The following is a 13,155-nucleotide window of genomic DNA, read 5'->3' on the forward strand; positions in this document are numbered from 1 at the left end:
GTCAAAAAGAAAAATGGCATTAACCAAGAGAAGCGCGATAACGCGGCCAATCAAACGCCGGACCAGGGTCGGTTTTGCGCCCGGGCGACACATCCGAATGCCCGGTAATACGCTCAGGTGTTAGTTTAGGATAAGTCAGCAGCAACTGGCGAGAAACTTTCTCCAGCGCGCGATATTGCGCATCTGTGTAGGGAATATCGTCAGTGCCTTCCAGCTCAATCCCAATACTGTAGTTATTGCAATCTACAACATCAGCAAAACACGAGTTACCCGCGTGCCAAGCGCGCCCAGTGAAAGGCACAAACTGCGTCACTTTACCGTCACGTTCAATGAATAAATGCGCAGAAACCTGAAGATCAGCGATGGTTTCAAAATAAGGATGCACGCACGCATCCAATTTATTTTGAAAGAATTGCTGAACATATCCGCCGCCAAATTCACCCGGCGGCAAACTGATATTGTGAATTATCAATAAGCTGATTTCGCTATCATCCGGACGGAAATTAAAATTGGGCGATGGACACTGCTCTGCCCAATGCAACCATCCAGCAAGGATTTGCGATTTATCGTCTGTCATTTTTTTAACCAATTATCACATTATGCCGGAATAGTCCGGTCAGCCGCCCACAAACGCAATCCGGCAATTTGTTCAGACATCACCACCGACAGTGGGCTTGTCGCTGCAATTTCACGCAACAAAATATCCGTCCCCAAAGGTTTTGCCTCAGCACCCGCCGAATAAAGCGCAGCGATTATCGCCTGTTCTATTTCGGAGCCAGAGAAGCCTTGCGTAGCTTCTGCCAGCTCATCCAGATTGAAATTAGCGAGCGCGCAATTACGTTTGCGCAAATGAATAGTGAAAATATCTTTGCGTACAAGCGCATCGGGCAAATCGACAAAAAAGATTTCATCCAAACGCCCTTTACGGATCAACTCAGGTGGCAAACGCGAAATATCATTGCTGGTCGCGACAATAAACACGCGGGTGCGCCGCTCTGCCATCCATGTAAGCAAAGTACCTAACAAACGTTGGGATACGCCATTGTCATTGCCATCTTGCGCCATGCCTTTTTCAATTTCATCCAGCCACAACACACAGGGAGACATAGCATCGGCAAGTTTTAATGCCTCGCGCAAGTTGCGCTCGGTTTCACCATGAAACTTGTTGTAAAGCGCGCCCACATCCATACGCATCAAGGGCAAGCCCCACATGCTGGCAACTGCTTTTGCTGCGAGACTTTTACCGCCCCCTTGTACACCAAGCAACAAAATACCCTTGGGGCGATCAAGTGGAGAATCATCGTTGTTAAACGCATCGCGACGCGTTAACAGCCAACGCTTTAGATTGTGTAAACCACCAACATTGGAAAAATCTTCCATTTGCTGCTCGAAACTAATTACCCCCTCCATATCCAACAACGCAAACTTCGCTTTGTTGATTCGCGGTAAATCATCTTCATTAAGCGAGCCATCATTCCAAATTGCCGAGCGCACCAAACGACGCACATCGCTGATGCTCATGCCTTGCAGATTATTGACTACTTTTTTGAGAGTTATGTTGTCAGTCTTCACTCTCGCTCCTGCATGGCGATCAGACCAGTCTTTCGCCTCTTCACGAATGATTTCCATGATCTTGTCATCATCGGGCAAGGTGAGCGTATATGAAGCGCTGTAGCGGGTTAATTCTGGAGGCAGACGAAGTTGATAGCTCAGCAAAACAAGGGTGTGTGGGACTGCGAAATGATTGAGCGCTATATCTTTTAATAAACGCACAACCTGCGGCTGATCCACCAAAAAGGGATGAATATCGCAAAGTGCAAACATAGCTGGCTGATGCTGCTGTTTGATATGGCGCAACATTTCTTCCGGCTCGTTTAGCTCGCTACCCTTGGGTACCAATTGCGGGCCAAAATTCAAGCGGGTCAGCCCCTCCGTAAGCGACCAGCGATGCAGATCCTTGCCGTGTTTGTTCGCCACTTTGAGCAGCACATCGAGCGCCTTTTTCTCCTCAAAAGTTTCAATCACCAACAGCGGAATACGGGAATCCAGCAACAGCTTTATTTCATCGACATCTTGCACGCACAACTCCTTTCAGCAGGATTGATTTTATTCAGGCACAAGCATGCAGCCTCACCTATCGGCTTGCAATAATTTTTAGCTACTGGGATGCGCCGAGCTTTTCTGCTTAAATGACAAACTGATTCAGGAGGACATCACCATGTTCAACACGCATTTAAGCCTCATCGACAAAGTCATCATCAATGCAGATCGCGCCCTGCGCACACTGGCAGCGGGTAGCGATATGACCTGCGAACGTCCATCACCTGCCCGCCCTTTAGATGAAGCAGACCTGAGCGAAGCCGAGCGCAAAAAAGCGGCGGCGTTGATGCGTGTTAATCACACCGGTGAAGTCTGCGCCCAAGCGCTCTACCAAGGCCAAGCATTGACCGCCAAATTGCCCCATGTACGCGCCGAAATGGAACATGCAGCAGATGAAGAGATTGATCATCTGGTGTGGTGCCAAGAGCGTATCGATGCACTGGGCAGCCACACCAGCTACTTAAATCCCGTCTGGTACGGGCTTTCATTTGCGATTGGCGCAGGTGCAGGGTTAGTAAGTGACAAGGTTAGCTTGGGATTCGTCGCCGCAACAGAAGATCAGGTGTGCAAACATCTGCAAGAACATCTGCAAGAATTACCGATTCAAGATAGCCGCAGCCGCGCGGTAATTGAACAAATGCTGGTGGATGAAGCTAACCATGCGCAAATGGCATTAAATGCAGGTGGCTATCAGTTCCCGTTACCCGTAAAAGGTTTAATGACACTGGTATCCAAAGTAATGACTACTGCCAGCTACCGTATTTAAAGGTTACCTATCGCATACAAAAATGCCCACATCAGCGCGATGCGGGCATTTTTATTTCACTTAACTTATAAATCACTTACAAGTCTTAGGCTTCGCGGATCTCGTAGGAGTGCGTAATCTCAACTCCCCCCGCTTCCAACATAATCGATGCAGAACAATATTTGGTCGCCGACAGTTCTACTGCGCGCTTTACCTGAGCTTCTTTTAACTCTTTACCCGTAACCAAAAATTTCATATGAATTTTGGTAAAGGGTGAAGGTACGCCCTCTGCGCGCTCCGCTTCTAATTCGCAACGACAATCAGTCACCTGTTGGCGAGCCTTAGTCAAAATACTCATCACATCAAATGATGAACAGCCGCCCAAACCAAGCAACAACATTTCCATCGGGCGCACGCCGGTATTACGGCCACCATGATCTGGCGGGCCATCCATTAATACTGTATGCCCACTACCCGACTCGCCTAAAAATTGGGCGCCATCAACCCATTTCACAACCGCTTGCATAATTCCACCCATCGCAAAATTGCATCAAAAAAATAGTCCTCTAGGGTAACACAGGGAACAAAAAAACCGAAAACGTCGCCAAAATCAACGCATTTACTATAAATGGCGACTTTATCTAGACAATTCAATTCTCTAGGCTTATAACTGCATCACAAATTTTCAGCATGTCATGGCATATCTATAGCAGTGCGATGGGCTTGTCGTCATAATAAATTTCATATCACAATTAGTAATATAAAAATCCATTAACAGGAGCCGCACCTTGGTCGCCGTCTCGCTTACACCGCACATTAAGAATGTGGAAGAATTTTTAATTCATTGTCACCGTCGCCGTTATCCCGCCAAAAGCACCATCATTTACGCGGGCGATAAGAGTGATTCGCTGTACTACATCGTGAAAGGTTCGGTCACTGTATTGATCGAAGACGATGAAGGCCACGAAATGATTGTTGCCTATCTGAATGATGGCGACTTTTTTGGTGAGATGGGCTTGTTTGACGAAAAAGATTCGCGCAGTGCTTGGGTGCGTGCGAAATCTGAATGTGAAGTTGCTGAAATTAGTTACGCTAAGTTTCAGGAAATTTCCGAAAGTCATCCCGAATTTTTGTTTGCACTCGGCAGCCAAATGGCTCGCCGCTTACGTGCAACCACTCGTAAAGTAGGCGATTTGGCCTTCCTTGATGTAACCGGCCGTGTTGCTCGCACACTGCTGGAGTTATGCAAAGAACCAGATGCCATGACCCACCCGGATGGTATGCAGATCAAGATTACTCGTCAGGAAATTGGCCGCATTGTGGGCTGCTCCCGCGAAATGGTCGGACGCGTACTCAAAACCTTGGAAGAGCAAGGTTTGGTAATGGTAAAAGGCAAAACAATGGTTGTTTACGGCACCCGTTAATTTTCCGCACCACTCAATACATAAAACAAAGCCCGCTTAATGCGGGCTTTGTTTTTACTCAGCTAAAGCGATTGTGGAATTATGCAAAAAATTCAGCCAGCGCCACGCCCGGCTCATCTGCGCGCATAAAAGCCTCACCCACCAAAAACGCATTTACATTTTTACTGCGCATTGCCTGTACATCTGCAGGAGCAAGAATTCCGCTCTCGGTCACTACAATTCGGTCGCTGCCAATTTTATCAAGCAACCGATAAGTGGTTTCTAATGTCACATCAAAAGTATGCAAATTGCGGTTGTTGATGCCGATTAATTTGTTTGGCAACTCCAAGGCAATATCCAACTCAGCCTCATCATGCACCTCCACCAACACATCCAAACCAATGGAATAGGCGAGTGAATTTAATTCTTTCAGTTTATCCGCCGTTAGTGCAGCGACGATCAGCAATACACAATCTGCCCCCATCGCACGCGCTTCATAGATTTGATATTCGTCGACCAAAAAGTCTTTGCGAATAACAGGTAAACTCACTGCTGCACGCGCCTGCTGCAAATACGCATCTGCACCTTGAAAGAAATCAACATCGGTCAATATCGACAGACAAGCAGCACCACCCTGCTCGTAAGAGCGCGCCAACTCTGCTGGCACAAAGTGCTCGCGAATTACCCCTTTGCTCGGCGATGCCTTTTTAATCTCAGCGATCACTCCCGCTTTGCCTTGCGCAATCTTTGATTCAATGGCTTTTACAAAACCGCGCGCGGGCGCCTGCGCAGCAGCGTGCACTTTTAACTCTTCAAGTGAAACCTGCGCTTTGCGCTCAGCAATTTCTTCCCATTTGCGCGCAATAATTTTACGCAGTACTGTTGGTGTATCAGACATGAGCTTTTCCAAAAAAAATCGTTCGATTAACTTATTGCAAATATTGGGTAAAAGCCGCCAGCTCGCGAATTTTTTCGCCAGCCAAGCTACTACCGATTGCATCGCGCGCCATTTCCACACCATCCAATAAGGTACTGGCCACACCGCTGACATAAATCGCTGCACCGGCATTCAAGGCGATTATATCTGCTGCTTTTTCAGCATATTGGCCGCGACGGTTCCCCAGTGCGTCGCGAATCAACAACAGCGAATCTTCCGCATTAGATACACTCAAGCCAATCAAACTTTTGGATTGCATTCCAAAATCTTCGGGTTTGATGATGTACTCGCGAATTTCGCCATCTTTTAATTCAGCAATTTGAGTCTCGGTAGATAAGCTGATCTCATCCAAGCCATCTTTGGCATGGACAACCATCACATGCTCACTTCCCAAGCGCGCCAAAACTTCCGCCATAGGTTTGCACAACTCACCATTGAACACGCCTATCACCTGACGCTTAACACGCGCAGGATTGGTCATAGGGCCAAGCATATTGAAGACGGTGCGCATACCCAACTCTTTGCGCGGCCCTATGGCATGGCGCATCGCAGAATGATGCGCAGGAGCAAACATAAAACCTACTCCAATTTCGCGTACACAGCGTGCTACCTGCTCTGCACTAATATCCAATTTGATGCCGGCCGCCTCTAAAACATCTGCACTGCCCGTTGAGCTGGAAACAGAGCGATTGCCATGTTTGGCAACGCGGCCACCCGCAGCGGCAACGACAAATGCACTCGCAGTAGAAATGTTAAACAGGTTTGCACCATCACCACCCGTACCGCAGGTATCTACCAGAAAAGGCACATCTATATCCACTGGTGTAGCCAATTCACGCATCACCATTGCAGCGCCAGTGATCTCGTCTAGCGTTTCACCTTTCATGCGCAGCGCAACTAAAAAGCCGCCGATTTGTGCAGGAGTAGCTCCACCGGTCATGACAATACGCATCACAGAAATCATTTCTTCCGTGCTCAGGTCGATGCGTGCCACTAATTTTGTTAACGCTTGTTTGATATCCATTGCCATCACCTTTTAAGTATTAGTGCACTGTGTCAGGTCGAGTTTTAAATGTGCACTTTTGTGTTATTAGCAAGTCAATTTTTCAGCAAGATTTAGTACGCTGTTAAAAAATTGCGCAGCATGTCATGCCCGTGCTCAGTCAAAATCGACTCAGGATGAAATTGCACACCTTCCAACGCGAGCGTTTTGTGTTTTACACCCATGATTTCAGCCATGCTGCCATCTTCATTTTGCGTCCAGGCAGTAATTTCCAAGCACTCAGGAATCGATTCTTTTTCAATTACCAACGAATGATAGCGAGTAGCTTGGAAGGGATTTTTCAGACCGGCAAATACACCTTTGTTATTGTGATACACAGGCGATGTTTTCCCATGCATCACATAGGGCGCGCGAATTACTTTTCCGCCCAGCGCTTGGCCGATACTTTGATGCCCCAAACAAACGCCAAGCAGTGGAATTTTTCCCGCAAAGGTTTTGATGGTATCAACCGATACACCCGCTTCAGTTGGAGTACAAGGGCCGGGAGAAATCACAATTTTTTCAGGGGCCAAAGCGGCGATTTCATCAATCGTGATCTCATCATTGCGCACGACTTTGATGTCCGCGCCCAACTCGCCAAAATATTGCACCAGGTTGTAGGTAAAGGAGTCGTAGTTATCAATCATCAGAATCATTTTTCATCCCCTTGCACAGCGGCAACACCTACCATATCAACGGCTTTAAAAATCGCACGCGCTTTATTCATGGTTTCTTTCCACTCCAGTGCGGGTACTGAGTCAGCCACTACACCAGCACCTGCCTGCACGTAAAGCTTGCCGTTTTTAATGACTGCTGTGCGTATCGCAATTGCGGTATCCATATTGCCATTCCAAGAGATATAACCCACTGCGCCGCCATAAATTCCACGCTTTTCCGGTTCCAATTCATCGATAATTTCCATCGCACGAATTTTGGGTGCACCACTTAAGGTTCCCGCGGGAAGCGCTGCGCGCAGTACATCCATCGCCCGTAAATTATCTTTTAACTGACCTGTGACATTAGAGGTGATGTGCATTACGTGTGAATAACGCTCAACCACCATTTTGTCAGTCAGTTTGACGCTGCCAATTTTTGCAACGCGACCTACATCATTGCGCCCTAAGTCGATCAACATTAAATGTTCGGCGATTTCTTTAGGGTCATTCACTAACTCTAGTTCCAAGGCTTTATCTTCTTCCGGCGTGTAACCGCGGCGGCGGGTTCCGGCAATCGGGCGCACAGTAACCTCACCATCTTCCAAGCGCGCCAGAATTTCAGGGCTTGAACCCACTACATGATGGTCACCAAGATCCATGAAGTACATGTAGGGCGATGGATTTAGATTTCGCAGCGCGCGGTAAAGGTTGATTGGCTCTTGAGTAAAATCAATCGATAAACGCTGGGAGACAACCACTTGCATGGTATCGCCAGCCAGAATGTAATCTTTGATTTTATCGACATACTGATGAAAGTTTTCTTCACCTGTATTGGATACAAAACTCGGTTCATTGTGACCATTATTTCCCAGTGACAAACTGGGCGTGGCAGGTATTTCGCCGCGTAGTTTTGATTCAAGCTCATCCAGACGCGCATTGGCTTTATTAAACGCATCTTCAATTTCAGGATTAGCGTGAACGACAAAAATCAACTTGCCAGCGAGATTATCAAACACCAGAACTTCGTCGGATACACTGAGTAAAATATCGGGCGTGCCTATCACATCTTTGGGTGTGCTAGCTTTCAGATGCGGCTCAACATAACGCACACAGTCGTAGCCAAAATAACCGACCAATCCGCCAGTAAAACGTGGCAAACCGGGCAACTCCGGCGCGCGATAACGCTGCTTGAATTCTTCAACAAAGGTCAATGCATCGGCGCAATTGTGAGTTTCTACCACGACGCCATCGCGCTCGATTTGGATGTCATCGCCAAAGGCTTTCAACACTGTGCGAGCAGGCAGACCGATCATGGAGTAACGCCCCCACTTTTCGCCCCCTTGCACAGATTCAAATAAATAAGAGTAAGCGCCAGCAGCCAGCTTCAAGTAAGACGACAGAGGGGTATCCAGGTCGGCAAGGACCTCACGCATAACGGGAATTCGGTTGTAACCTTGCGCAGCCAATTGGGCAAATTTTTCCTGATCAATAAACGGGTCGGAATTCATGGGATTACCTTTAAGCTCGCCAGACTAAGGGGCGAGTTTTTATCTTTATCAATAGTGTATTTGCGCAGACCTCTTAATGGGACGCCATTAATTAAAACAATCAACAGAGTCCGATGCGCAAACAAGGAAGGCAGACTTAGCGCAAAATCGGCGAGGATTTCGGCAAAGCGGTATGAACTAGCGACGCCATCGGGCGGCAAGGTAGGCAGCGCACTCTGTAGTGTAGGTTGCGAGTTTCACGAGGGTGATTCCTATATAAGCTGAGGGCAAGTTTACTGAATTAATCTGACTATGCCTACCCTCAAACCATCCAGCTATATATAAATCTGCGACCGATTAAACCAGCGCTAGCTGTTCGCGCATTTGGGCTATTACAGCCGCATAATCGGGAGCATTAAAAATCGCAGAACCCGCCACAAAAGTATCGGCACCCGCAGCGGCCACTTCGCGAATATTGGCCAAGCCAACACCACCATCCACTTCAAGGCGAATCGGATAACCGCTGGCATCGATCAGCGCACGCGCTTCACGGAGTTTATCGAGCACATAAGGAATAAATGCCTGACCGCCAAAACCGGGGTTAACTGACATCAACAGCAGCATGTCGAGTTTGCCCATAACGTATTTGATGTAATCCAGTGAGCTGGCTGGCGTCAGTACCAACCCCGCCTTACAACCCTTGTCTTTAATGAGCTGTAACGAGCGATCTACATGGCGCGAAGCTTCAGGATGAAAGGTAATGTAGGTCGCACCTGCATCGGCGAACTGAACGATAAGGTCGTCAACCGGCTCCACCATTAAATGCACATCAATAGGGGCAGTTACGCCATATTTGCGCAAAGCCTTGCACACCATTGGGCCGACGGTCAGGTTGGGCACATAGTGGTTATCCATCACATCAAAATGGATGATATCGGCACCCGCTGCGAGCACAGCATCCACCTCCTCTCCCAAGCGCGCAAAATCGGCAGAGAGAATTGAAGGGGCAATTTGGTAATCTCGCTTAAAGTTCTGCATAAATATCCCGATATTGATGAATGGCAGCGCGCATTCTACGTGATAAGGTTTGCCACCAAAACCACTTCCGAGCCAATCCATGATCTCAATCCTCAGCCTATGGCCAACAGGAATCATCAAAAGTCGCACAGTTTGTATGGGTGGATTAATTGCACTCTGCCTGCTGACGCTGCCTGTATTGGCACAAGCGCCCGAGGAAAATAGTGAGCCGGTGGCTACAACCATTGAGGTCAGATCAAGTAGCGCATCCTCAGAACCACTACTTTATCCTTCGCGCGACATGCGCAACAAAAGCCTATTCGCTGATGCGACTAAAGATGAAGCGCAATGGCTGAATACCGAATACGGCAAAATCCTCGCCCTTTATCGCCCCACAGAAGCGAAAAAAACCTTGGGTGTACTCGTGCTATTTCACGCTGCTGAAGATCCGCAATTTTGGCCAGCTGCGCTTGAGAGCCTGCGCGCCAATCTGCCGCGCTATGGCTGGGAGACGCTTGCGATTAGCCTGCCACACCAATTTCCGGCAGCTATTCCCAATCGACCAAGCTCATCCTCATCTAGTGCATCTGCATCCAGTACCGAGAGCGAAACCTCTGGCGATACAACAAGTGACCAAACAGCTAATGCGCCTGCGACTGAGCAAGAATCATCCAGCAGTACATTAAGCTCTGCTGCTAGCTCATCCAGTGTGGCACGCGAAGTATTGATAAGCGCTTACGTCACTTCAGCCTTTAATTTCCTGAACGAGAACCAGCGCTTCAATGTTGTCGTGTTGACGGACAATAGCTCTGCCCATCAAGTGCTGCAAAGCTTAATCCCACAAATTAAAGAGAACCCGGAAGATCCAACAACCATCGATGGGCCGTTACAAGCGCTGGCAATTACTAATTTGCAACAGCAGGAACCGCTCAACAAAGAAGAGCTGAGTAGTATTTTTGCGGCAAAAGAGCTGCCGATTCTGGATATTTTTTTCACCCCGGAGGATGCCGAGCAAAAAACATCCAGAGAGCTGCATAGAGCGGTTGCGATGCGCAACAAAGTTGTTGACTACCAACAACTATTAATCGATAACCCGCCAAGATCAGTCGCTCAGGATTATCAAGGTTATTTACTGGGGAGAGTGCGCGGCTTTATGAAGCAAAAAGCCAGCGGCGATGAATTTACGAACAAAGATGAAAAAACTGAGAATCAGCAGTGACGAGACATTAGCAGCAATAATAAAAAAGAGGGTCAGCAAATGCTGACCCTCTTTTTTGTACTGAATCCAACACTCCCTGTATCGAATTCAGTTAACGTCATTTAAGCATGATTAAACCGAGTGAAATGACGCTATAAATAGGCGCTTCCCTTGACCCTGCTTGGTCGACTTACCGTCCCTGACTACCTCCTTGTTGAAGCCATTTTCAAGCAAACCCACATTGGGCGATAGTCGTAAAACTCACTAAAACTTGTAGGAAATCAACCATACCGGACAGCAGCAATTCGCCTGAGTGCAGCGGAAATATGGTCAAATTAGGCTCGATCGCCGTCCCTATACCCCAGCATTCGCTCGTGCAACTCACCAACTTCAGGCGGAAAAGCCCCTCTAGTCGCTAAATAATGCACATTAAAAAGCTGAAAATAATCCTGTATCGCATTCGCCACTTTCGTCTCGCCAGCCATCTCCAAACACAATCCAGCCGCTTCAGCGGTCGACAGATAGTGCTCCTGATGAGATTTTCGCACTGCGTAGCCGCGCACCAAGGATTCGGGTAACACAATACAGGCAACATGCTCCAACCATCGGCTTAAATGAAACATACGGCCACTTTGCTTCCAGGTTCCATCCAGCAAAATAAACGTATTGATTTTGTCATCAGCCGGCAATTCTGTGACCAAAGTTCGCGGGCTGGATGCAGCCTTATTCGCATCAGCCGGGAATACAATAAGACAACGGCGCATGGGGTCATTTAATAAATCGATAAGTTCCTGTGCCGGTTCAGTTCGACTCCAACAAAAAACATGTGTCTGCTTAGGCAACACCTCTGCAACCAAGCGGCCGGTATTGGTCGGCTTAAACACCTCGTCGGTATGCATCAACAAAATAAATTCAGAGCGCGCTTGCAACTCCGGTCGCCAAGGGCAGATGCAAGCAAACACAGCAAGCTGGCAAGATTCACAGCGAGTAACCGATTTCCCCCGCGCCAAAAACTCACGCGTCGACAACGCCAACCGCTGCGCCCGCAATCGCAAATATTGATTTGAATATTGACCTGCCATCAAACCACCCACCACCACAAACCCCAAAATATACAGACGAAAAAAAAGCGCTCTATTGAGCGCTTTTTATTTGGTGCCCTGGGCCGGACTCGAACCGGCACAGCATTCGCCACTACGACCTCAACATAGCGTGTCTACCAATTCCACCACCGGGGCATTAACCTTTTAAATACTCTTACTGCTGCTCTACTTGTGTATCTGCTGCTGGAGCAGATTCGGCATTTACAGCAGGAACATCAGATGTAGCAGCTGGAACTTCACTTGCTGGAACATCAGAAGCAGTTGGAACTTCTTGTTGCTGTACTGCAGGAACCACTAAGCCTTGTGTTGCTACTTTTGAATGATTTTTTGCAATAATTGCTAAACCAAAACTGGTACAGAAAAATACTGTTGCAATAATCCAAGTTGCACGGGTAAAGAAATTACCACTACCTTCACTACCAAACACAGTTTGCGATGCACCGCCACCAAATGAAGCACCAGCAGCTGCACCTTTACCTTGCTGCAGCAAAATCAAACCAATAATGGCCAATGCAGCGAGTGAATGAATAATTAAAACTAATTTTTCCATTACTAAAGCTCTCTTGAGCATTTGGTGTTTAGCTGGAGAATTAATCTGCAGCCTTACAAATTGCTAAAAATTCATCAGCGTCTAAAGATGCACCACCAAGTAAGGCGCCATCTATATCAGGCAACGCGAACAATTGTTGTGCGTTGTGCGCTTTAACGCTGCCACCGTACAAAATTCTTACTTCTTCAGCTAGATCACCCAGTTGTGAGCGCATAAATTTATGCACTTCTTCAACCTGTTCCGGTGTCGCCGTTTTACCTGTTCCTACTGCCCAGACTGGTTCATAAGCTAAAACTGCATTTTTAAATACAGCCTTACCCTCTAAGGAAAAAACAGCTTCGAGCTGTCTTTTTATAGTTTCCAATTGTTTGCTCTGTTCGCGATCTTCTAAAGATTCACCTACACAGAGTATTGGAATCAAACCAGCTTTTTGCACTGCGGCAAATTGACGGGCAACTTGCTCATCAGTTTCACCCTGTAATCTGCGGCGCTCATTGTGACCAATTATTGCAAATTTGCAATCCAAATCTGCAAGCATTACCGCTGAAACTTCACCTGTGTAAGCACCTTTTGAATGCTCACTGGCGGTTTGCGCTCCTATTAAAATGCTCGAGCCAGACAAAACCGTCGCGGTGTGAATCAGATAGGGAAATGGCGGACAAATCACAACTTCAGCACTGTGCTCGCACTGCCAACCCGCTACGACTTTGCCCAACAGTTCTGCATTTTCGCGCAGATTTCCGTTCATTTTCCAGTTGCCAACCACCAGTTGGCGACGCTTGGCGTTACTTGCTTTGTTCAACAGCAATACCTCCCCCAAAGCGGGCGCCAATGGTAGCTAAGTAGATTTGAACATACAACCAAATCTTTGCTTACATCCTGTTTTTTATCTGTTTTTTTGATTTTTCATAGATCAG

At 47.5% G+C, this 13,155-nt stretch carries 14 protein-coding genes and 1 tRNA gene; 3 read left to right on the top strand and 12 right to left on the bottom strand.

From position 1 onward, the window contains the following. Window positions 1-19: 19 nt before the first annotated feature. Together ampD and SPL68_RS10535 are read right to left on the bottom strand one after the other, a co-directional pair. On the bottom strand, window positions 20-577 hold the full coding sequence (ampD, locus tag SPL68_RS10530; protein WP_323815099.1) for a 1,6-anhydro-N-acetylmuramyl-L-alanine amidase AmpD: 558 nt from the start codon (window positions 575-577) through the stop codon (window positions 20-22). A gap of 20 nt (window positions 578-597) precedes the next feature. Further along, window positions 598-2,079, bottom strand: a complete 1,482-nt coding sequence (locus SPL68_RS10535) for an AAA family ATPase (RefSeq protein WP_323815100.1) — start codon at window positions 2,077-2,079, stop codon at window positions 598-600. 139 nt (window positions 2,080-2,218) lie between these two features. Here SPL68_RS10535 and coq7 point away from each other — a divergent pair, with 139 nt between their 5' ends. Beyond that, entirely contained in the window at window positions 2,219-2,866 is a 648-nt protein-coding gene (coq7, locus tag SPL68_RS10540) for a 2-polyprenyl-3-methyl-6-methoxy-1,4-benzoquinone monooxygenase (protein ID WP_323815101.1), read from the top strand. Window positions 2,867-2,951: 85 nt separating this feature from the next. Here coq7 and SPL68_RS10545 read toward each other — a convergent pair whose 3' ends face one another. Next, window positions 2,952-3,371: an OsmC family protein gene (locus SPL68_RS10545; RefSeq protein WP_323815102.1), complete on the bottom strand. Its 420-nt coding sequence runs from the start codon at window positions 3,369-3,371 to the stop codon at window positions 2,952-2,954. A 262-nt stretch (window positions 3,372-3,633) separates the two neighbouring features. On the opposite strand from SPL68_RS10545, the gene crp reads away from it, so the two are divergent. Continuing rightward, window positions 3,634-4,269, top strand: coding sequence for a cAMP-activated global transcriptional regulator CRP (crp, locus tag SPL68_RS10550; protein ID WP_394982205.1), 636 nt, complete (start codon window positions 3,634-3,636; stop codon window positions 4,267-4,269). A gap of 79 nt (window positions 4,270-4,348) precedes the next feature. On the opposite strand, the gene trpC is transcribed toward crp, so the two are convergent. The 5 genes from trpC to rpe form a co-directional block, all read right to left on the bottom strand. After that, window positions 4,349-5,146: an indole-3-glycerol phosphate synthase TrpC gene (gene trpC, locus SPL68_RS10555; protein ID WP_323815103.1), complete on the bottom strand. Its 798-nt coding sequence runs from the start codon at window positions 5,144-5,146 to the stop codon at window positions 4,349-4,351. Between the two features lie 31 nt (window positions 5,147-5,177). Next, window positions 5,178-6,209 (bottom strand): anthranilate phosphoribosyltransferase, encoded by a 1,032-nt coding sequence (gene trpD, locus SPL68_RS10560; RefSeq protein WP_323815104.1) that lies wholly within the window; start codon window positions 6,207-6,209, stop codon window positions 5,178-5,180. Window positions 6,210-6,301: 92 nt separating this feature from the next. Beyond that, entirely contained in the window at window positions 6,302-6,883 is a 582-nt protein-coding gene (locus SPL68_RS10565) for an anthranilate synthase component II (RefSeq protein WP_323815105.1), read from the bottom strand. Then, entirely contained in the window at window positions 6,880-8,391 is a 1,512-nt protein-coding gene (gene trpE / locus SPL68_RS10570) for an anthranilate synthase component I (protein WP_416377425.1), read from the bottom strand. The genes SPL68_RS10565 and trpE overlap by 4 nt, the downstream gene beginning before the upstream one ends. Window positions 8,392-8,727: 336 nt before the next feature. Then, on the bottom strand, window positions 8,728-9,408 hold the full coding sequence (gene rpe / locus SPL68_RS10575; protein WP_323815379.1) for a ribulose-phosphate 3-epimerase: 681 nt from the start codon (window positions 9,406-9,408) through the stop codon (window positions 8,728-8,730). Between the two features lie 79 nt (window positions 9,409-9,487). On the opposite strand from rpe, the gene SPL68_RS10580 reads away from it, so the two are divergent. Continuing rightward, window positions 9,488-10,606, top strand: a complete 1,119-nt coding sequence (locus SPL68_RS10580; RefSeq protein ID WP_323815106.1) for a DUF3530 family protein — start codon at window positions 9,488-9,490, stop codon at window positions 10,604-10,606. A gap of 314 nt (window positions 10,607-10,920) precedes the next feature. Here SPL68_RS10580 and SPL68_RS10585 read toward each other — a convergent pair whose 3' ends face one another. From SPL68_RS10585 to tpiA, 4 genes are all read right to left on the bottom strand, one after another. Further along, the gene (locus tag SPL68_RS10585) at window positions 10,921-11,667 is read right to left on the bottom strand and encodes a tRNA-uridine aminocarboxypropyltransferase (protein WP_323815107.1); all 747 of its coding nucleotides are present in this window, start codon (window positions 11,665-11,667) and stop codon (window positions 10,921-10,923) included. Between the two features lie 71 nt (window positions 11,668-11,738). Then, window positions 11,739-11,823: transfer RNA gene (locus SPL68_RS10590), tRNA-Leu, on the bottom strand. Window positions 11,824-11,842: 19 nt separating this feature from the next. After that, entirely contained in the window at window positions 11,843-12,238 is a 396-nt protein-coding gene (gene secG / locus SPL68_RS10595) for a preprotein translocase subunit SecG (RefSeq protein WP_323815108.1), read from the bottom strand. A gap of 40 nt (window positions 12,239-12,278) precedes the next feature. Further along, window positions 12,279-13,004: a triose-phosphate isomerase gene (gene tpiA / locus SPL68_RS10600; protein ID WP_323815380.1), complete on the bottom strand. Its 726-nt coding sequence runs from the start codon at window positions 13,002-13,004 to the stop codon at window positions 12,279-12,281. Window positions 13,005-13,155: the final 151 nt, after the last annotated feature.

Source organism: Cellvibrio chitinivorans (assembly GCF_035117775.1).
GTDB classification, from domain to species: Bacteria; Pseudomonadota; Gammaproteobacteria; order Pseudomonadales; family Cellvibrionaceae; genus Cellvibrio; species Cellvibrio chitinivorans.